General features: G+C 66.9%; 16 protein-coding genes. 11 read left to right on the top strand and 5 right to left on the bottom strand.

What is annotated here, in order from left to right:
- The first annotated feature begins 79 nt into the window (after positions 1–79).
- Both glpK and ACE3RX_RS05140 read left to right on the top strand, forming a co-directional pair.
- Positions 80–1570, top strand: a complete 1491-nt coding sequence (glpK, locus tag ACE3RX_RS05145; protein WP_374481005.1) for a glycerol kinase GlpK — start codon at positions 80–82, stop codon at positions 1568–1570.
- Positions 1567–3087 (top strand): FAD-dependent oxidoreductase, encoded by a 1521-nt coding sequence (locus tag ACE3RX_RS05140; RefSeq protein WP_374481003.1) that lies wholly within the window; start codon positions 1567–1569, stop codon positions 3085–3087. The genes glpK and ACE3RX_RS05140 overlap by 4 nt, the downstream gene beginning before the upstream one ends.
- 33 nt (positions 3088–3120) lie before the next feature.
- On the opposite strand, the gene cphA (ACE3RX_RS05135) is transcribed toward ACE3RX_RS05140, so the two are convergent.
- The gene (cphA, locus tag ACE3RX_RS05135) at positions 3121–5697 is read right to left on the bottom strand and encodes a cyanophycin synthetase (protein ID WP_374481001.1); all 2577 of its coding nucleotides are present in this window, start codon (positions 5695–5697) and stop codon (positions 3121–3123) included.
- A 73-nt stretch (positions 5698–5770) separates the two neighbouring features.
- Positions 5771–7966 carry a cyanophycin synthetase gene (gene cphA, locus ACE3RX_RS05130; protein ID WP_374480999.1) on the bottom strand — a complete coding sequence of 732 codons (2196 nt, stop codon included), beginning with the start codon at positions 7964–7966 and terminating at the stop codon, positions 5771–5773.
- Between the two features lie 227 nt (positions 7967–8193).
- On the opposite strand from cphA (ACE3RX_RS05130), the gene ACE3RX_RS05125 reads away from it, so the two are divergent.
- Positions 8194–10515: an ABC transporter ATP-binding protein gene (locus ACE3RX_RS05125; protein WP_374480997.1), complete on the top strand. Its 2322-nt coding sequence runs from the start codon at positions 8194–8196 to the stop codon at positions 10513–10515.
- 10 nt (positions 10516–10525) lie between these two features.
- The gene (locus tag ACE3RX_RS05120) at positions 10526–10993 is read left to right on the top strand and encodes a DUF1854 domain-containing protein (protein ID WP_374480995.1); all 468 of its coding nucleotides are present in this window, start codon (positions 10526–10528) and stop codon (positions 10991–10993) included.
- Positions 10994–11075: 82 nt separating this feature from the next.
- Here the strand turns inward: ACE3RX_RS05120 and ACE3RX_RS05115 are convergent, their stop codons facing one another.
- Positions 11076–11873, bottom strand: coding sequence for a hypothetical protein (locus ACE3RX_RS05115; RefSeq protein WP_374480993.1), 798 nt, complete (start codon positions 11871–11873; stop codon positions 11076–11078).
- 197 nt (positions 11874–12070) lie between these two features.
- Between ACE3RX_RS05115 and ACE3RX_RS05110 the strand changes: the two genes are divergently transcribed.
- The gene (locus tag ACE3RX_RS05110; protein ID WP_374480991.1) at positions 12071–12664 is read left to right on the top strand and encodes a hypothetical protein; all 594 of its coding nucleotides are present in this window, start codon (positions 12071–12073) and stop codon (positions 12662–12664) included.
- 49 nt (positions 12665–12713) lie between these two features.
- On the opposite strand, the gene ACE3RX_RS05105 is transcribed toward ACE3RX_RS05110, so the two are convergent.
- On the bottom strand, positions 12714–14372 hold the full coding sequence (locus tag ACE3RX_RS05105) for an aminotransferase class III-fold pyridoxal phosphate-dependent enzyme (RefSeq protein ID WP_374480989.1): 1659 nt from the start codon (positions 14370–14372) through the stop codon (positions 12714–12716).
- 56 nt (positions 14373–14428) lie between these two features.
- Between ACE3RX_RS05105 and asd the strand changes: the two genes are divergently transcribed.
- The 6 genes from asd (at position 14429) to ACE3RX_RS05075 (ending at position 20552) form a co-directional block, all read left to right on the top strand.
- Positions 14429–15301 (top strand): archaetidylserine decarboxylase, encoded by an 873-nt coding sequence (asd, locus tag ACE3RX_RS05100; RefSeq protein ID WP_374480987.1) that lies wholly within the window; start codon positions 14429–14431, stop codon positions 15299–15301.
- Positions 15302–15432: 131 nt separating this feature from the next.
- Positions 15433–16635, top strand: coding sequence for a 3-hydroxybenzoate 6-monooxygenase (locus ACE3RX_RS05095; protein WP_374480985.1), 1203 nt, complete (start codon positions 15433–15435; stop codon positions 16633–16635).
- Positions 16636–16669: 34 nt separating this feature from the next.
- The gene (locus tag ACE3RX_RS05090; protein ID WP_374480983.1) at positions 16670–17725 is read left to right on the top strand and encodes a cupin domain-containing protein; all 1056 of its coding nucleotides are present in this window, start codon (positions 16670–16672) and stop codon (positions 17723–17725) included.
- Between the two features lie 34 nt (positions 17726–17759).
- Entirely contained in the window at positions 17760–18470 is a 711-nt protein-coding gene (locus ACE3RX_RS05085; protein ID WP_374480981.1) for a fumarylacetoacetate hydrolase family protein, read from the top strand.
- Between the two features lie 3 nt (positions 18471–18473).
- The gene (maiA, locus tag ACE3RX_RS05080) at positions 18474–19112 is read left to right on the top strand and encodes a maleylacetoacetate isomerase (protein ID WP_374480979.1); all 639 of its coding nucleotides are present in this window, start codon (positions 18474–18476) and stop codon (positions 19110–19112) included.
- Between the two features lie 96 nt (positions 19113–19208).
- A complete protein-coding gene (locus ACE3RX_RS05075; protein ID WP_374480977.1) occupies positions 19209–20552 on the top strand; it encodes an MFS transporter in 1344 nt (447 codons plus the stop codon).
- A gap of 125 nt (positions 20553–20677) precedes the next feature.
- On the opposite strand, the gene ACE3RX_RS05070 is transcribed toward ACE3RX_RS05075, so the two are convergent.
- Positions 20678–20760, bottom strand: an 83-nt coding sequence (locus ACE3RX_RS05070; RefSeq protein WP_374481267.1) for a 4Fe-4S dicluster domain-containing protein, incomplete at its 5' end; no start/stop codon positions are given.

The following is a 20760-nucleotide window of genomic DNA, read 5'->3' as shown; positions in this document are numbered from 1 at the left end:
CAACGGCATACGAGGCCGTTCAACTTCGGCACGGAGTGGGCTAGATTGGGAGCCTCCGCCTATTGCAAAGGCCCGCGCCATGTCTTGCCTCCTCTCCCTCGACCAGGGCACCAGCAGCAGCCGTGCCATCGTCTTCGACGCTTCTGGTCAGGCCCTCGGCAGCGCCCAGCTCGAATTCCGCCAGTCCTACCCGCAGCCGGGCTGGGTCGAGCATGATCCGCTGGAGATCTGGCAGACCCAACTCGACTGCGCACGCCAGGCTCTGAGCAAGGCCGGGCTGAGCGGCGCCGACGTGGCCGCCATCGGCATTGCCAACCAGCGGGAGACCACCGTGCTGTGGGAGCGGAGCAACGGCCAGCCGCTGGCACCGGCCATCGTCTGGCAGGATCGCCGCACGGTGGCTGCCTGCGAAACCCTGCGGGCGAACGGACATGCGGCGCTGATCCGTGCAAAAACCGGCCTGGAGGTGGATGCCTATTTCTCGGCCACCAAGCTGGCCTGGCTGCTCGACCACCTGCCGGACGCACGGCGCCGCGCCGCCGCCGGCGAGCTGGCCTTCGGCACCATCGACAGCTGGCTGGTGTGGCAGCTCACCGGTGGCCGACTGCACGTCACCGACCCGAGCAATGCATCGCGCACCATGCTCTTCGACATCCACCGCCAATGCTGGGACGAGGAATTGCTGGCCCTGTTCGACATTCCCGCCGCGCTGCTGCCGGAGGTCGTGGACAGCAGCGGCGTGCTCGGCGCGACGGATGCCGGGCTTTTCGGCAGCGCGATTCCGCTCGGCGGCCTCGCCGGCGACCAGCAGGCCGCCACTTTCGGCCAGGCCTGCCTGCAGCCCGGCTCGGCGAAGAACACCTATGGCACTGGCTGCTTCCTGATGCTCAACACCGGTGCGCAACCGGTCGAATCGAACCATCGCCTGCTCAGTACCCTCGGCTGGCGTATCGGCGGGCAGACCACCTACATGCTGGAGGGCAGCGTCTTCATCGGCGGCGCAGTGGTGCAATGGCTGCGCGACGGGCTGGGGCTGATCCAGCGCGCCGCCGACATCGAAGCCCTCGCCGCCTCGGTGCCAGACGCCGGCGGCGTGGTGCTGGTGCCGGCCTTCGCCGGCCTCGGCGCCCCCTACTGGGACGGCTACGCCCGCGGCACCCTGCTCGGCCTGACCCGCGGCAGCAGCAAAGCCCACATCGCTCGCGCTGCGCTGGAAGCCATCGCGCTGCAGACCGTCGATCTGGTGGACGCCATGAACCGCGACGGCGCCAGCCCGCTGACCGAGCTACGGGTGGACGGCGGCGCCGCGCGCAACGACCTGCTGATGCAGATCCAGGCCGACCTGCTCGGCGTACCGGTGATCCGTCCCCGACAGACCGAAACGACCGCCCTCGGCGCGGCCTATCTCGCCGGTCTGGCGGTGGGCCTGTGGCGCGGCCCTGAAGAACTGTCCGCCCACTGGCGGGCGGAGCGGATCTTCGAGCCGCTATGCAGCGAGGACGAGCGTAGCGGACGCCTTGCCGAGTGGCACCGGGCCGTCGAACGTGCCCGCGGGTGGGCCGTAGCATGAAGCGCGCGGATCTGCTCGACCGCCTGCGCCAGACGCCGCGCTGGGACGTGCTGGTGATCGGCGGCGGCGCCACCGGCCTCGGCTGCGCGGTGGATGCCGCATCGCGCGGCTATTCGACGCTGCTGCTGGAGGCCCACGATTTCGCCAAGGGCACCAGCTCGCGCTCCACCAAGCTGGTGCACGGCGGCGTCCGCTACCTCGCCCAGGGGCGTATCGGGCTGGTCCATGAAGCTCTGGCCGAGCGGGCGATCCTGCTCGCCAATGCGCCGCATCTTGTCCACCCACAGCGCTTCGTCGTACCGCTCTACCGCCAGTGGGACCGCCTGCAGCTCGGCGTCGGCCTGGCTGCCTACGACTGGCTGGCCGGCACCCACAGTCTAGGCGCCAGTCGCCCACTGTCGGTGGATGAAACCCGCCGCGCGCTGCCCGGCGTGCGTGAAGACGGGCTGGTCGGCGGCATCGCCTACATGGACGCCCGCTTCGACGACGCCCGGCTGGCCATCACGCTGATGCGCACGGTGCTCGATCTCGGCGGCCTGGCCCTCAACCGGCTGCCGGTCACGGGGCTGCGCCATGAAGGCAGGCACATCGTCGGCGTCGACGCGCAGGATGCGGAAAGTGGCGAGGCCTTCGCACTATCGGCGCGGGTCGTCGTCAATGCGGCCGGCGTGTGGGCCGACGCCATCCGGCGCCTCGACGACCCGACGAGCACGGCCCAGTTGAATCCCAGCCAGGGCGTACACATCGTGCTCGACCGGGATTTTCTGCCCGGCAACGCGGCGCTGCTGGTGCCGCGCACCGACGACGGCCGCGTGCTGTTCATCATCCCCTGGCAGGGCAAGCTGCTGCTCGGCACCACCGACACGCCACGGCCGGACATTCCACTGGAGCCCCGGCCGCTGGACGGTGAGGTGGACTTCATCCTCTCAACAGCCGCCCGCTATCTGCGTCGCAAGCCGAAACGCAGCGACATCCGCAGCCAGTTCGCCGGCCTGCGTCCCCTGATCGGCGGCAGCGGTAATACGTCGAGCCTGTCGCGGGAGCACGTGATTCAGGTGGCGCCGAGCGGGCTGGTGTCGGTGGCCGGCGGCAAATGGACCACCTACCGGCGCATGGGCGAGGAGATCATCGACCAGGCCGCGGCCGTCGCCGGCCTGCCCGCCCGCCCCTGCCGGACCCGCAGCCTGATTCTGCACGGCAGTCCGGCGTCGCCGTCTGAGGACGTGTTCGGCACAGATCGCGCCGCCGCGGACGCCCTGCCCGGTGCGGGACGCCGGCTGCATCCGGCGCTGTCCCTGAGCGAAGCCGAGGTCCGCTTCGCCGCCCGCGAGGAACAGGCCCGCGACGTGGAGGACGTGCTGGCGCGCCGCCATCGGGCACTGTTTATGGACGCCACGGCGGCCATCGAAACCGCGCCGGCGGTCGCCACGATCCTGGCCGAGGAACTGGGCTGGGACGCAAAACGCACCCGTGAAATGACGGAAGCCTTCCACCGACTGGCAGAAGGCTTCCGCTGAAAGCCAGGCCTGAGCAGACTCAGGCCGGGTCGATCAAGCCTTGGTTTCGGCGATGCGCTTGGCGATGTGCTCCAGCGCCGCTTCCACCTGGTCGATAAGGATCAGGCACAGGTCACCGGTTTCCAGCTTTTGCAGCGCGCTGTCGATGGCCGCGAACTCGCCGCGGATCTCGCAGATGCTCTTGGTGCGCGGCGCCCCCACCAGGCCCTCCTGAAGCAGTGCTAGCACTTCGCCGTCGGCGCGGCCGCGCTGGCAGTCGTCCTGGTACAGCACCACGTCGTCGAAAACCTTGCCGAGGATGCGGGTCTGCTCGCGGATGTCCTCGTCGCGGCGGTCACCGGCACCGCTGATAACCACCGAGCGACGCTTGGCGGGCATGCTCTCGACGGCCTGCACCAGCGCCAGGATGGCATCCGGGTTGTGGCCGTAGTCAGCGATCAGCGTGGCGCCCTTGTAGTCGAACACGTTGAAACGGCCCGGTGCGGTAGCAGCGTCGTTCACGAAGCTGGCGGCGCCGGCAATGATGGTCTCCGGCGGAATGCCCAGCGCCCAGGTGGCAGCGATGGCGGCCATCGCGTTCTCGACCTGGAAGGAGATCGTGCCGTTGCGGGTGATCGGGATGCCGGCCAGCGGCACGCGGAACTCCTCGCTGCCCTGGGCGGCGACGATCGCGTCGTCGTCCACGAAGACCACGCGGTGGCCCTGCACGCGGTGGGTAACCAGCACATGGTTGTATTGGTCGGCGGCGAAGAACAACACCGAGCCCGGGCAGGCGCTGGCCATCTTCACGACCATCGGGTCGGCGGCGTTGAGCACCGCTGTACCGCTGGATTTCACGTTTTGCACAATGACCCGCTTCACCACCGCGAGATCCTCGACGGTGCTGATGTAGGACAGGCCCAGGTGGTCGCCCATGCCGATGTTGGTGACCACCGCCACGTCGCATCGGTCGAAGGCCAGGCCTTCACGCAGTACGCCGCCGCGGGCGGTCTCGAACACCGCGGCATCCACGTCCGGGTGCAGCAGGATGTTGCGGGCGCTGCGCGGGCCGCTGCAGTCCCCGGTGTCGATGCGGCGCTTGCCCACATAGACGCCATCGGAGTTGGTCATGCCAACCCGGTTGCCGGCCACCCCGAGGATGTGGGCGGACAGGCGCACGGTGGTCGTCTTGCCATTGGTACCGGCCACCGCAATGACCGGGATGCGGCCGTCTTCACCGGGCTTGAACATGTTGGCGACGATGGCCTCGCCGACCGGACGGCCCTTGCCGTAGGACGGCTGCAGGTGCATGCGCAGGCCGGGCGCCGCGTTGGCTTCGACGATGCCGCCGCTCTGGGCTTCCAGCGGCTCCAGCACGCTCTCGCAGACCACGTCCACGCCGCAGATGTCGAGGCCGATGTTCTTGGCCGCGGCAATCGCCCGCTCGGCGACTTCGGGGTGCACATCATCCGTCACGTCGGTGGCGGTACCGCCGGTGGACAGGTTGGCGTTGTTGCGCAGGATCACGCGCTTGCCCTTCGGCGGCACGGAGTCGGCCTCGTAGCCCTGCTTCGCGAGGGTGGCGATGGCGATCTCGTCGAAGCGGATCTTGGTCAGCGAGGTGGCGTGGCCGACGCCACGACGCGGGTCGCTGTTCACGTGGTCCACCAGCTCGCGGATGGTGCGCTGGCCGTCGCCGATGACCAGCGGCGGCTCGCGGCGGGCGGCGGCGATGAGCTTGTCGCCGACCACCAGCAGACGGTAGTCGTGGCCCGGCAGGTAGCGCTCCACCAGCACGTCGTCGCTGATTTCCTCGGCGACGCGGAAAGCGTTCATCACCTCTTCCTTGGTGCGCAGCTTGACCGCCACGCCCTTGCCCTGGTTACCGTCACGAGGCTTCACGACGACGAGGCCGCCGATCTCCTTGGCGGCCTGCCAGGCGTCTTCCGCACTAGTCACGGAGCGGCCCAGCGGCACCGGCACGCCAGCGGCGCGCAGCAGGTTCTTGGTCAGTTCCTTGTCCTGGGCGATGGCCTCAGCCACGGCGCTGGTCAAATCGGTCTCGGCGGCCTGGATGCGGCGCTGCTTGCTGCCCCAGCCGAACTGCACGAGGCTGCCTTCGGTCAGGCGGCGATAGGGAATGCCGCGGGCGACGGCCGCCTGCACGATGGAACCGGTGGAGGGCCCGAGGCGCACGTCCTCGTCCAGCTCACGCAGACGGGCCAGCGCGCCGACCAGGTCGAAGTGGCCATCGGTTTCGGCGGCACGGCACAGTTCCGTGGCCAGCTCGAAAGCCAGGCGGCCAACCTTTTCCTCGGTGTATTCCACCACCACCTGGAAGACACCCTTCTCGATCGTCTTGGCGGTGCGGCTGAAGGTCACCGGGCAGCCGGCACAGGCTTGCAGGCCGAGAGCAGCGAGCTCCAATGCCTGGGCCACGGAGCTGGCGCCCATGTGGCCGTCGGCCTCGAGAAAGCCCATTTCAGGGAAGAGATTGCGCAGTCGCGTCTCGTAGCCCGGAATGGAATCGATGTCGCACTCCGCTTCGGTGCAGGTCACGATGGCTTCGATCGCGGTGTGCCGGCTCCACAGATTGGGGCCGCGCAGAGCCCGGATGCGTGAGACTTCCATGGATAACAGTCCTTGTCGTTTTTCTCAGGGGCCACCAACGTCGGGCAGCCCTTCATCATTGTTCGGTGGCGGCTCAGTCGTTGCGCAGCGGCGCTTTCGGATCGTAGGGCTTGACGCCGGCACGAATCATCGCCGGCGACACGCCCAGCGCCCAGGCACCCGCCACGGCGGCCAGCAGGTTGGACAGCACGCCCGGCTCCTCCCCGGCGCCGTTTGCCAGCAGCTTGATCTTGGCCAGGCGGGCAACCGGATCTTCCTGCTCGCCGGTGGCCAGCACAATGGCACCGTCCTTCACGAAGACCGTGCGGCGGCCTTCGCTGCGGGCCTGCACGACGGCCTCGGCGTTGGGGTCGACGGCGTAGAAAATCACCTCGCCGTCGGACAGGGACGCCATCTCGACGACCGCCGGGTCCTCGGCATTCAGCACCGCAGCGCCGCTGGACAGGACCAGGTCCACCTGGGTACGGAAGACGTTCCAGACCTTTTCGGGGGAGTCGATGTAGAACTCGCCGTAATGGAGTTCCGGGTCGATGTTGGTGACCACGCCCACCGAGCAGCGGTCGTACACGGTGCCGTCGGCGAGGATGCTGCGGCAGCCGTTCTCGAACACCGCGGTTTCGACGGAGCGGTTCATCAGCACGCGCTCGGCAGCGTCCCAGTTGGTACCCTCGGCGGTTTCCACCTGGCGCCCATCGAGGAACACGCCCTCGGAGCAGGCCAGGCCGGTGTACTGCCCGGACAGGCGGGACAGGTGGGCGATCAGGCGGGCCACCGGCGTCTTGCCGCGGCTGCCGGTGACGCCGACGATGGGAATGCGCGCGTCCTCGTCCTTCTCGAACAGGTGATCGACGATCGCCTCACCCACCGGACGCGGCTGGCCGACACCCGGCTTGATGTGCATCAGCAAGCCGGGGCCGGCGTTCACTTCGACGATGGCGCCCTGCTGCTCGCTCAGGGGCTTGGAGATGTCCTCACAGACCAGATCCACACCGGCGATGTCGAGGCCGACGATGCGCGCCGCCAGGCAGGCCAGCTCGGCGGTGTCTGGATGCACTTCGTCGGTCACGTCGAAGGCCATGTTGCTGGTGCGGACGATCATCACCTCCTGGCCTTCCGGCGGCACCGAGGCACCGGTATAGCCCTGGCGCGCCACTTCCATCTGGGCGGCCGGGTAGTTTTCCAGCTTGATCAGGTAGAGCGGGAACTCGTGCTCGACGCCACGCCGCGGATCGGAGTTGATCTGGGTCTCGATCAGCTCGTCGATGGTATGCGTGCCGTCACCGATCACCGACACCATGTCGCCCTTGTTGGCGGCGACCATCTTGCCGCCGACCACCAGCAGGCGGTGCTCGGCGCCCTGCACGAAGCGCTCCACCATCACCTCGGAGCCTTCCGCCGCGGACAGCGGGAACACGTCCGCCACTTCCTGCGGGGTGCGGATGTTGGTGAATACGCCGCGGGCGTGATTGCCGTCGCTGGGCTTCACCACCACCGGGAAGCCGATGTCCTCGGCGGCCTCGATGGCATCCTCGACGCTGGTTACGATACGGCCTTCCGGCACCGGCACGCCGCAGGACTCCAGCAGCGTCTTGGTCAGGTCCTTCTCGCGGGAGATGCTCTCGGCGATAGCCGGCGTACGATCGGTCTCGGCGGTCCAGATGCGGCGCTGGCGGGCACCGTAGCCCAGTTGCACGAGGTTGCCCTCGGGCAGCAGGCGGATGTAGGGAATGCGGCGTTGCTTGTCGGCGGCGGCCTCGACGATGCAGCGGGTGCTCGGGCCGAGCATGTGCTTGTCCACCAGGTCGCGCAGGCGCAGCACGGCGGCGTCCACGTCGTAGGGGCGGCCCTCGATGGCGGCCATCAGCAGGTCGTGGCCCATGTTGAGGGCGGCCATCGACACGTCCTTCTGCCAGGCGCGGATCACCACTTTGTAAACGCCGCGCAGCGAGGTCTCCCGCGCCTTGCCGAAGCCGCCGGACATGCCGGCGAGGTTCTGCAGCTCGAGGGTGACGTGCTCGAGGATGTGTCCCGGCCAGGTCCCGTCCCGCAGGCGCTTGAGGAAGCCGCCCCGCTCGCCGATGCTGCAACGGTGCTCAATGAGGGACGGCAGCATCGCCGTCAGCCGCTCATAGAAACCCGGGATCACATTGGACGGACAGTCTTCCAGGTCATGGATGTCGACCCAGGCTTCGAGGACTGAGCGGTAGGTCCAGATGTTCGGTCCCCGCAGGTGGAGCACATTGAGGAATTCGATCGTTTTATTGGTCATGGACGAGACACTTCGGAAGTAACGGGCCTGTTTACGGCTCTCGGCAACGGAAACTCGATCTCCCCTTAACGCGGATGACGCCGCCAGGATTACCTGGGAGAAAAAATATCGGGTCGGCGATGCTTCTGGCCACCCGCCGGGTATACGCGCATGTAACGAGTCAGTAAACTTCGGGCGCAATTTTGCCCTACGCTGGCCCTTTTCTGGGGCCTAATCGCGTCGCCGAGATGAATTCTGAGTCCTCCGCCCTTCCTTCCGCCTATTCCGACTACCTCGGACCGGCCGTACCCGACAGCTGGCGTCCCCTTCTCGACAAGGCCCTGCAGGCCGGCGAAAAGGTCCTGGCCAGCCTCAACCTCGATCTCGATGCCACCCTGCAGTTCCGCGACGGTCTGGTGGCCCTGACGGATCGCCGCCTCCTGGCCTGGGATCTGCAGGCCAAGGACTGGCAGGTATGGACCTTCCGTAACGGTATGGCCTTGCGCCACCGCGACCACGCTGGCGTGGCCAGCCTCGATCTTGTGGACGCCGACGGCAAGCTGGCCGGCTGGCGCTTTACCCTGGCCCAGGACCCGGCCGCCCGCAACCTGGCCGACCGTTTCCACGCCCAGCTCGAATGCGTGCTGGCAGGCCGCCAGCCAACGCCGCCCGAACCGCTGACCTGCCCGACCTGCGATGCACCGCTGCCGCCGGGTACCGACGAGTGCCCGACCTGCGCCCGCGAGATCCACACACCACCGTCCACCTGGACCCTGTTCCGCCTGTGGCGCTTTGCCCAGCCCTACAAGAAACAGCTGCTGGCAGGCTTCATCCTGACGCTGATCTCGACGGCCGCCACTTTGGTGCCGCCCTACCTCACCATGCCGCTGATGGACGAGGTGCTGATCCCCTTCCAGAATGGCCAGCCCATCGACAGCATGAAAGTCATGATGCTGCTCGGCGGCCTGCTCGTCGCCGCATCCTTCGCCTGGGGCCTCGGCTGGGCCAAGACCTACATCCTGGCCCTGGTCAGCGAACGCATCGGCGCCGACCTGCGCACAACCACATATGAGCACCTGCAGGGCCTGTCGCTGGAGTACTTTGGCGGCAAGCGCACCGGCGACCTGATGTCGCGGATCGGCTCGGAGACCGACCGGATCTGCCTGTTCCTGTCGATGAACCTGCTCGACTTCGCCACCGACTGCCTGATGATCGCGATGACCGCGGTGATCCTGGTATCCATCAACCCGTGGCTGGCCCTGGTCACACTGGTGCCGCTGCCCTTCATCGCCTGGCTGATCCACACCGTGCGCGACAAGCTGCGCTACGGCTTCGAGCAAGTGGACCGGGTGTGGTCCGAAGTCACCAGCGTGCTCGCCGACACCATCCCCGGCATCCGCGTGGTGAAGGCCTTTGCGCAGGAAAAACGCGAGGTCGGCCGCTTCCGTGAAGCCAATGCCCGCAACCTGGCGGTGAACGACCGGGTGAACAAGATCTGGTCGGTGTTCTCCCCCACCGTCACGCTGATGACCGAAATCGGCCTGCTGATCGTCTGGGGCTTCGGCATCTGGCTGGTGTCCGAGAAGTCGGTGACGGTCGGTACGCTGGCCGCCTTCATCGCTTACATCTCGCGCTTCTACACCCGGCTGGACTCCATGAGCCGGATCGTCTCGGTGACGCAGAAAGCCGCCGCCGGCGCCAAGCGCATCTTCGACATCCTCGACCACGTCTCCAGCGTGCCCGATCCGGTCAATCCCCAGCACCTGCCCAAGGTGACCGGCGCCATCGAGGTCAAGCGGGTCGGCTTCCGCTACGGCAACCGCACCATCCTGCGCGGCGTGGACCTCAACATCGCGCCGGGCGAGATGATCGGCCTGGTCGGCCACTCGGGGTCCGGCAAGAGCACCCTGGTCAACCTGATCTGCCGCTTCTACGACGTGACCGACGGCTCGATCCGCATCGAAGGCATGGACATCCGCTCCGTGCCAGTCTCCGAGTACCGTCGCAACATTGGCCTGGTGCTGCAGGAGCCCTTCCTGTTCTTCGGCACCATTGCCGAGAACATCGCCTACGGCAAGCCCGATGCGAGCCGCGAGGAGATCATCGCCGCCGCCCGCGCCGCCCACGCCCACGACTTCATCCTGCGCCTGCCGCAAGGCTACGATTCCCTGGTCGGCGAGCGCGGCCAGGCCCTGTCCGGCGGCGAGCGCCAGCGCATCTCCATCGCCCGGGCGCTGCTGATCGACCCGCGCATCCTGATCCTCGACGAGGCCACTTCGGCGGTGGATACCGAGACCGAAATGGAAATCCAGGCCGCGCTGGAAAACCTCATCCGCGGCCGGACTACCATCGCCATCGCCCACCGCCTGTCCACACTGCGCAAGGCCGACCGTCTGGTGGTGCTGGACCGCGGCCAGATCGTCGAGATCGGCAACCACGACGCGTTGATGGAAAAACAGGGCGCCTACTTCCGCCTCTACGAAGCCCAGACCCGCAAGCTGGACGACGACGCATTGGGCAACGGAGACAAGCCCCGCGTGCCCTTCCACCGCGCCCATACCCCTGCCTGAAGACCACGCCATGCCTACGCAAAACATCCAGCTGGAACGCAACGCCTTCGGCCAGCTCGTCTTCATCGACGCCACCGGCCAGGCCCAGCTGATCACCCCGGTACGCGCTTTTCCGATCGCAGCCCCGGCCGAGAGCATCGGCCTCATCAACGGTGATGGCGAGGAAGTCGCATGGATCGACCGCCTTTCCGACCTGCCCGATGCGCCGCGCAAGCTGCTGGAAGACGAAATGGCCAGCCGCGAGTTCATGCCGGTGATCCAGCGCATCCACAGCGTATCCAGCTTCGCCACCCCCAGCACCTGGGAGATCGAGACCGACCGTGGCCCAACCAGCATGGTGCTGAAGGGCGAAGAAGACATCCGCCGCCTCACCCCGCCGGCCCTGCTGATCGCCGACAGCCGCGGCATCCACTTTCTGATCCGCGACCGCTACGGGCTGGATGCCCACAGCAAGCGGCTTCTGGACCGCTTCCTGTAATCCGTTCCATTCGGCGCAGGCGGCCTCACCCGCCAACCTGCGCCGCAATCGTCAAGACGGCCGCCGGCGGGCATGCTCCCGCTCAGTCGCCGCCGCCTCCGCAACCGCCTCCACAACCGCTTCCCCCATCCCCGCCAGAACCGCCGTCGGACGCACCGTCGCCGTGTCCGTGGCTGCAATCGCTAATCCCGTCCGCAGTGCAGGAACCGCCGCAACCGATGTCGCTGGCGCAATAGGCCGGGACGCCCTGCGCGTCCGCCACGCCGGAACAATCCAGCACGTAACGGAAGCCGTCTGGAATCTCCAACAGCGCATCCAGCGCAAAGAGCATCGGTAGCCGGTCCGGCTTGTTGGGATCGATGCCTTCGAAACGGCAGGCATGCAGCCAGGTACGCCGCAGTCCCTGCCGAGCGGAAACCGGCGTCGCCATGTGCTCGGCAGGTGTGTGATCAAGAAAACGCCCCAACCCGCGGGCGCAAAACTGCCGGTAGCCCCGCGTGAACAGGATGAACTCGTGCCAGGCCACATCTACCGCCTGGCTGGGCATGGACACCATGCGCCCCTGGGCTGCATTGGCTGCACGGAAGAAGGTTCTCAGCTCACGGATGACCATGTCCACCTGCGCGGCGCTGAGATGGGGATAGATCTGCCCGAGCTTGCGGCCAAGGCTGGCAGGAAACAGGAAAGCGCCCAAAAAACGCTCCCGCGCCTTGAGACGCCATTTACGCCAGACGAACACCAACGCTCCGAGCAAAGCCCCGGCCAGCAACAGCTTGGGCAGCCAATGGCGCCACGCCTCGCCGCCCATGATCAGGGCAATCCCCACCAGCAGCGCGACCACGAGTATCGCGCCGAGCCTGTTTTCCTTCACCGCATCCATCGCTGTGCGTCTCCCAATACACCGCAACGGATTCTGTCGGCGGTCGATCGCCACTTTATGCCAAAGCGATGACCGGCATCACCGTTCCTTAACAAAACCGCAGCCGCCCCGTAACCCGCGCTTCTTAGTCTTGCCTTGAAGACCCCATTTCGAGCCATTCCAACCTGATCCGGGTCGTTCGCCATCCAGGAGAGTCCATGAAGAACTTTTTGCGCGCCCTTGAAATCCAGCGGTGGGACGATCATCGCTTCTACCACCACAGCCGCATGAACCAGACCCTGCACTTCATCAGCGCGGTGAGCTTTCTGGTGGCCTATTCGCTGCTCTTCGTCGATCCGGTGAAGGCGGCACTGATCGGCTGGCTGATCTCGATGGTCACCCGCCAGTCCGGCCACTTCTTCTTCGAGCCCCTCGGCTACGACGAAGAGAACCAGGTCACCAACGATTACAAGGAGGCCGTGAAGGTCGGCTACAACCTCAAGCGCAAGGTCGTACTGCTGTCGATCTGGGCCTTCATCCCGGTTGCCCTGTGGCTCAACCCGACGATGTTCGGCCTGTTCGAGGCCCATACCGGCGTCGGCGGCTTCATCGACCACCTGGGCCTGCTGTGGCTGGCCCTCGGTGTCAGCGGCCTGCTGTTCCGCACGGTCCATCTGTTCTTCCTGAAGGACGTGCAGACCGGCCTGGTGTGGCTGACCAAGATCCTCACCGACCCGTACCACGACATCAAGCTGTACCACAAAGCACCGCTGTACCTGCTGCGCGACCTGCGCGCCCGCCAGGCGGCGTAAGCCCTTCCAGCGCCGCTCCAGCCCCACGGGCGGAGCGGCGTTTTCACGTCTACTTCCCGAGGAAGCGATGGCTCAGCATCTCCTTCAGGATGCGCCGGCGGATGCCCTTGTTGGTCAGGCTGCCGTCGTTCCACCACCAGCCGTCCGCCTCCATCTGCCGCGCGGCGGCGACGACGCGATCGGCAACGGCCTCAAAGTCCGCGTCGGTGTAGTTGAGGCTGAAGATGAAGCGGCCCGTCCCAACCCAGCTGAGGGCCAGCCCTTCCGCCCGCAGGTAGTACTGCAGCATCCAGTTGTAGCGGCTCGGGCGGGTGTAGAAGACCGTCCAGATCGACGACACGTTGGCCACCTGCAGCGGCAGGCCCTCGGCCTTGAGGCGCAGGTTGAGGCGCTCGGCGCGGCTGTTCCAGGTGTCGTCGAGGCCGGCGTAAAGGGCCTGCACCTCGGGCGTCTCGATGCGTTCCAGGAACTCGGCCATCGCGCCCATCACGTAGGGGTGGGAGTTGAAGGTGCCTCGGGCGAAGCAGATGTCCGCCGGGCGGTCGTCGCGGAAGCGCTTCATCAGCTCGCGCTGGCCACACACCACACCGATGGGCATGCCGCCGCCGAGGGTCTTGCCGTAGGTCACCATATCGGCCTGCACGCCGAAATATTCCTGCGCACCGCCCGACGCCAGCCGGAAACCGACGAAGACCTCATCGAAGATCAACACGATGCCGCGCTCGCTGCACACCTGGCGCAGCTGCTTCAACCACGTCGTGTAGGCCGCCCGGTCGAAGCCCGCCTTGCGGGAGCTGTCCACCAGCGACGAATCCCCCGGCGCCGCGCCGTTGGGATGCAAGGCCTGCAACGGGTTGATCAGCACACAGGCGATGTCCTTGCGCCGGCGCAGCACGCGCAGCGCGTCCTCGTGCATGTCCTTCAGGGTGTAGGTCTGGTTGGCCGCCACCGGGTTGCCGACGCCCGGCTGCACGTCGCCCCACCAGCCGTGGTAAGCACCGCAGAAGCGCACCAGATGGGTCCGGCCGGTGTGGTAGCGGGCCAGCCGCACGGCCTGCATCACCGCCTCGGTGCCGGACATGTGGAAGGAGACTTCATCGAGCCCGGAGATCGCCTTCAGGCGCTGCACGTTGTAGGCGAGCAGCGGATGGTAGGCGCCAAGCACCGGGCCGAGGGCCTCCACGCGCGCCGCGCCGCGGGCCATGCAGTCCTTGTAGAAGTCGTAGCCGAACACATTGACGCCGTAGGAGCCGGTCAGGTCGTAGAAGACGTTGCCGTCCAGGTCGGTGACCGTCACACCGCTCGACGCCTTCACGAAGGAACCGCCCTTGAGGTGCTGGCGCACCAGCCGGCTGTACTGGAAAGGCACCCGGTAGGCACCGGTGAATTGCATGTCCGACACGCCTTCCTGGGTCTCGGCGCTCATCGCCGCGCTGGTCGCAAAGCGCATGCGGTACAGCTCGGCCAGGCGGAAGAAGGCTTCCTTGCGCTTGGCCGCCACATCGGCGGGCGCGTCGTCGCTGCGGAAGAAGGTCGCCTCGTCGTATTCGTAAAACGGCAGCAGCTTCGCGACCCGGCGGGACATCTTGGCGTGCCCCGCCAGCGACGGGTGCTTGCCCTTCGACAGCTCCAGCCGGCGCTTCGCCTTCATCACCAGGCCCGGCAGGGCCAGCGCCCCGAGTCCGGCCAATACCAATGCATCTTCCACGTAGTGCACTCCGCAACTGAAAGATGAACGATTTAACCGACCCCAGTTACAGAACCATGAAAAGTCCCCGTCTGCTTGCCCGCCTCACCGACCAGGAAGACCTCAACTTCCTGCTCACCAACCGCCTGCCGCGTGCGCTGCTGACCCGTTTCGTCGGCTGGTTCAGCAAGATCGAACATCCCCTCGTTGCACGCCTGTCCATCGCCATATGGAAAACCTTCGCCGAACTGGACCTGTCGGAAGCCAGGAAGCAGGAATTCCGCAGCATGCACGACTGCTTCACCCGCGAGCTGAAGGACGGCGCACGGACCATCGACGCCGATCCGGCAATCCTCAGCAGCCCCTGCGACGCCATCGTCGGCGCCTGCGGCCTGCTTGACGGCGTCACCGCGCTGCAAGCCAAGGGCGCGCCCTACCCGCTCATCGACCTGCTCGGCGACCCAGCGCTGGTGGAGACCTACCGGGACGGCAGCTACGTGACGCTGCGCCTCAAGTCGAGCATGTACCACCGCTTCCACGCCCCGGCGGACCTGGACGTGGAGCACGTCACCTACATCTCCGGCGACGTGTGGAACGTCAATCCGCCGGCCCTCAAGCGGGTCGAGCGCCTGTACTGCAAGAACGAGCGGGCTGTGATCCGCACCCGCCTGGCCGACGGCGCCCCGCTGACCTTGGTGCCAGTGGCGGCGATCCTCGTCGCCAGCATCCGCCTGCACTGGCTGGACGTGCTGCTGCACCTCCGCTACCGGGGCCCCAACGAGATCCCGGGCACCGCCCGCTTCGCCAAGGGCCAGGAGATGGGCTGGTTCCAGCACGGCTCGACGATCATCGTCTTCGCGCCGAAGGGCTTCAGCCTGTGTGCAGGTGTCGGCGAAGGCAGCCCGATCCGTATGGGCGAGCCGCTACTGCGCCGGCCGGGCATCGCCTGACCTCGTAGAGCACACGTTTAGCTCCAATATAACTATTCGATAAAGGAAATCAGCCTATTCGATAGATTGCGTTTTCAAAATAACTGGCGTCTTCCAAACTTGATCTACATCAAATCAAATCAGGAGACGCCATGAACACCACCCCCAACGCGCTGCCGGTCATCATCGCCGGTGGCGGCATCGGCGGCCTCGCCGCCGCCCTCGCCCTGACCCGCCGGGGCTTCTCCGTGAAGGTGCTCGAACAGGCCGCGCAGATCGGCGAGATCGGCGCTGGCATCCAGCTCGGCCCCAACGCCTTCCACGCCTTCGACGCCCTCGGTGTCGGCGACAAGGCCCGCAGCCGCGCCGTTTACACCGACTACATGATCATGCACGACGCCCTCGACGAGCGCGTCGTCGGCCGCATCCCCACCGGCGAGGCCTTCCGCAAGCGCTTCGGCAACCCCTATGCGGTGATCCACCGGGTGGATGTGCACCTGTCCCTCCTCGAAGGCGCCCAGGAAACCGGCCGCGTCGAGTTCCTGACCTCCACCCACGTCAGCCGCGTCGAGCAGGATGCCGACAGCGTGACGGTGTACGACCAGCACGGCAACGCCCACCGGGGCATCGCACTGATCGGCGCCGACGGCGTGCGCTCGGTGGTGCGCGAGCAGTTCGTCGGCGATCCGGCCCGCGTCACCGGCCATGTGGTGTACCGCGCCGTGGTGGACAAGAAGGATTTCCCGGAAGACCTGCAGTGGAACGCCGCCAGTATCTGGGTCGGCCCCAACTGCCACCTGGTCCACTACCCGCTGCGCGGCGGCGAGCAATACAACGTGGTGGTCACCTTCCACAGCCGCCAGCAAGAGGAATGGGGCGTCACCGAAGGCAGCGCCGAGGAAGTCCAGAGTTACTTCCAGGGCATCTGCCCGAAGGCCCGCCAGTTGATCGAACTGCCCAAGAGCTGGAAGCGCTGGGCCACCGCCGACCGCGAGCCCATTGGCCAATGGACCTTCGGCCGCGTGACCCTGCTCGGCGACGCCGCCCACCCAACCACCCAGTACATGGCCCAGGGCGCCTGCATGGCGATGGAAGACGCGGTGACCCTCGGCGAAGCCCTGCGTGTCCACGACAACGACTTCGTCAAAGCCTTCGACCTCTACCAGCGCTCCCGCGTGGCCCGCACCGCCCGCATCGTGCTGTCGTCCCGCGAGATGGGCCGCATCTACCACGCCAAGGGCGTCGAGCGCCTGGTGCGCAACGACCTGTGGAAGGGCCGCAGCGCGGAGCGCTTCTACGACGCGATGGAATGGCTGTACGGCTGGAACGCCGACAACTGCCTGGCCAAAGACTGAGCCCATCCATCCGAACCCGAACAGGAAGCCGACCATGCAAGACCAAAGCCGTTTCGACACCCTGGGGCGCCTGGAAGACCTGCCCCTCGACTACCGCGAGGCGCTCACCCGCCAGAACCTCGTGCCCCTGTGGCCGAGCCTGCGCGCGGTGCTGCCCGCCGGCAAGCCGCAGCCCAACACCCGGCCGATCCACTGGCCCTACGAAACCCTCCGTCCGCTGCTGATGCAGGCCGGCGAGCTGACTCCGATCGAGAAGGCCGAGCGCCGCGTGCTGGTGCTCGCCAACCCCGGCCACGGTCTCGAGAAGATGCAGGCCAGCGCGGCGATGTACCTGGGCATGCAGCTGCTGCTGCCCGGCGAATGGGCCCCGGCCCACCGCCACACCCCCAACGCGGTGCGGATGATCGTCGAAGGCGAAGGCGCCTACACCACCGTCGATGGCGAGAAGTGCCCGATGAGCCGCGGCGATCTGATCCTCACCCCCACCGGCCTGTGGCACGAACACGGCCACGACGGCAACGGCCCGGTGGTGTGGCTGGACGTGCTGGACCTGCCGCTGGTCTATTACATGGAGGCCTCCTACCACATCGACGGCGACCCCCAGACCGTCAAGCCCGGTCGTGGCGATCGCGCCTACGCCCGTGCCGGCGTGGTGCCGTCCCAGGTGTTCCAGCGTTCGAACAAGGCCTACCCGATGCTGCGCTACCCGTGGGTCGAAGCCCGCGCCGCGCTGGAAGCCCTGGCCGCCGACCAGCCGGAGTTGGACGCCGTGCAGGTCACCTACACCAATCCGGAAACCGGCAGCGACGCGCAGAACATCCTCGGCTTTTATGCGCTGATGCTGCGCCCCGGCCAGACGCTCGACCTGCCCGTGCGCTCGCCGGCGATGGTTTTCCACCTGATCGAGGGCGGCATCGAAGTAAGCATCGGCGACAACAGCTTCGCCCTCGCCGAAGCCGACACCTGCTGCGCCCCCGGCTACACCCCGGTGCGCCTGCGCAACCGCTCCAGCAAGAGCCCGGCCTTCGTCTTCGTCGCCGACGAAACGCCGCTGCACCGCAAGCTCGGCGTCTTCGAGAACCGCGGCTGAATCGCCCCACCCCCCCATACCAAGGAAAACAGACATGACCCAGCAGACCTACCTGTGGAACCCGCAACCCGTCTTCTCCCTGCCCGTGCAGGGCTGCGAGGCGCGCCTCCCCGTCAAGCGCATCTTCTGCGTCGGCCGCAACTACCACGCCCACGCCATCGAGATGGAGCGCCCGGTGGACAAGGCCACGATGCGGCCCTTCTACTTCATCAAGGACCCGTCCACCCTCGTCGAATCCGGCGCCACGGTGCCCTACCCGGCCGGCACCCAGAACTACCACTACGAGATGGAACTGGTGGTGGCCATCGGCCGCAGCGGCTTCCGCGTCACCGAGGCCGAAGCGAGCGAGCTGATCTTCGGCTACGCCGCCGGCCTCGACATGACCCGTCGCGACCTGCAGCTGGTGGCCCGCGAACAGGGCCGTCCGTGGGACCTGGGCAAGAACTTCGAGAAGTCCGCGGTATGCAGCGAGATCGTGCCGGCCAGCGGGCGCGGTGTGCTCGAAACGGGCGCCATCAGCCTGGCTGTCAATGGCCAGACCAAGCAGTCCTCCGACCTCTCCAAGCTGATCTGGAACATCCGCGAGCTGATCGTCGACCTGTCCCAGTTCTACCACCTGGAACCGGGCGACCTGATCTACACCGGCACGCCGGAAGGCGTTGGCGCAGTGAAGTCGGGTGATGTGATCACCGGCCACGTGGACGGTGTCGGCGACGTCCGCCTGACCGTCGGCGCTCCCGAGTAAGCCATGAAGCTGCATAACTTCTTCCGCAGTGGCACCTCACACCGGTTGCGCATCGCCCTGAACCTGAAGGGGCTGGACTACGAGTACCTGCCGGTGGACCTGCGCACCGAACAGCACCTGGGCCCCGCCTTCAAGGCCCTCAACCCGCAAGGGCTGGTGCCGGCGCTGGAAACCGGTGGACAGGTATTGATCCAGTCGCCAGCCATCATCGAATGGCTGGAGGAGCGCCACCCCGAGCCGCCGCTGCTGCCGAAGGATGCCGACGCCCGCGCCCGCGTGCGGGCCCTGGCGGCCATTGTCGGCTGCGACATCCACCCGATCAACAACCGGCGCATCCTCGAATACCTGCGCCACACGCTGCACTGTGACGAGGCGGCCATCAACGCCTGGTGCGCCACCTGGATCAGCGCCGGCTTCGACGCCCTCGAAGCCCTGCTGGCCGCCGACCCGCAACGCGGCCCCTTCTGCTACGGCAACACGCCGACGCTGGCCGACGTGTACCTGGTGCCCCAGGTGGAAAGTGCCCGCCGCTTCAAGGTGGATATGGCCCGCTGGCCGCTGATCCAGGCCGTCGACACCGCCTGCCAGCAGCTCGACGCCTTCCGCCGCGCCGCACCGGCCGTTCAGCCCGACGCCGGCTAAACCCCGCGGACCACAACACCTAGAGCGCGCACCGCGATACCGCCCGGTATCGCGGATGCCCCGGTACGTCCATCCAAAACGAGACGGAGACAAACAATGCCCACCCAGCGCACCGTGAACGTCACGGACTTCATCGCCCACCACGCCCTCAGCCCCTACCAGGTGCTGATCATCGTGCTGTGCTTCCTGATCGTCGCCATCGACGGTTTCGACACCGCCGCCATCGGCTTTCTGGCCCCCGCCATCCGTGCCGAATGGCAGCTGACGCCGGGCGACATCGCGCCGCTGTTCGGTGCCGGACTGGCTGGCCTGATGGCAGGCGCCTTCCTGTTCGGCCCCCTCGCCGACCGCTTCGGGCGCAAGAGCGTCCTCATCACCTGCGTATTGTTCTTTGGCCTCGCGAGTCTGCTGTCGGCCTATTCGGGTTCGGCCAGCGAACTGGTGATCTGGCGTTTCCTGACCGGCCTCGGCCTGGGCGGTGCGATGCCCAATTCGGTGACGCTGACCTCCGAGTTCTGCCCGGACAAACGGCGCGCCTTCCTCGTCACTGCGATGTTCTGCGGCTTCACGGTCGGCTCCGCGCTGGGCGGGCTGGCCTCGGCCCATCTCGTCGAGGCCTACGGCTGGCGCTCGGTGCTGATGCTCGGCGGCGTACTGCCGCTGGCGCTGCTGCCGGTACTGGTCTGGCGCCTGCCGGAATCCGTACGTTACCTGGTGATGGAGAACAAGGGCTTCCACCGGGTCGCCGCCACGCTGCGTCGCATCGATCCCGCTCAGGACTTCGACAAGGCCCATTTCATCGTCAGCCATCACAAGCCCGCCGGCATGCCGGTCAGCCACCTGTTCCGGCCGGATCTGCTGCGCGGCACCCTGCTGCTGTGGCTGACCTTCTTCATGAGCCTGCTGGTCATCTACCTGCTGTCGAGCTGGCTGCCGACCTTCATCAAGAGCACCGGTGTCTCCCTCAAGACCGCCTCGCTGGTCACCACCATGTTCCAGGTTGGCGGCACGGTCGGCGCCATCGTGCTCGGCTGGCTGATGGACCGCGTCGCGCCGCACCGGGTCCTGGCCACCAGCTACATGCTCGCCGGCCTGTTCATCGCGGCGATCGGTAGCCTCTCCGGCAACCCGGTTCTGGCCGGCCTGGTAGTGTTCTGCGCCGGCTTCTGCGTGTCCGGCTCCCAGGTCGGCGCCAACGCCCTGTCCGCCAGCTTCTACCCGACGGACTGCCGCGCCACCGGCGTCAGCTGGGCCAACGGCGTCGGCCGGATGGGTTCGGTGCTCGGCTCGGTCGGCGGCGGTGCGATGCTCACGATGAACCTGCCGCTGTCGTCGGTGTTCATGATCGTCGGCCTGCCGGCAGTGGTCGCCGGCATCACGATACTCATGTTCGGGCTGCACCACAGCCGGCAACAGGCCATCCAGCCGACGGTGGCCTGAAGCTGGGCCGCGGCGGACCTGAAGAAAAATGGGGAATGCCGCAGGGACGGGAAGTCTTCTGAGGAGAGGGAGGCAATTTCCCCCGTCCCCGTTTACGTGGCATTCCCCTGAAACGGTTTGTACTGCTACATCCCCTGATAGATCGGCCCTTCTCCGCCCTGCGGGACGACCCAGTTGATGTTCTGGGTGGGGTCCTTGATGTCGCAGG

Origin of the sequence: Zoogloea sp. (genome assembly GCF_041914405.1) — a bacterium.
Taxonomy (GTDB): Bacteria; Pseudomonadota; Gammaproteobacteria; order Burkholderiales; family Rhodocyclaceae; genus Zoogloea.
Note: the sequence above shows the minus strand (reverse complement) of the source record. Positions and strands in the feature narration are given on the sequence as shown.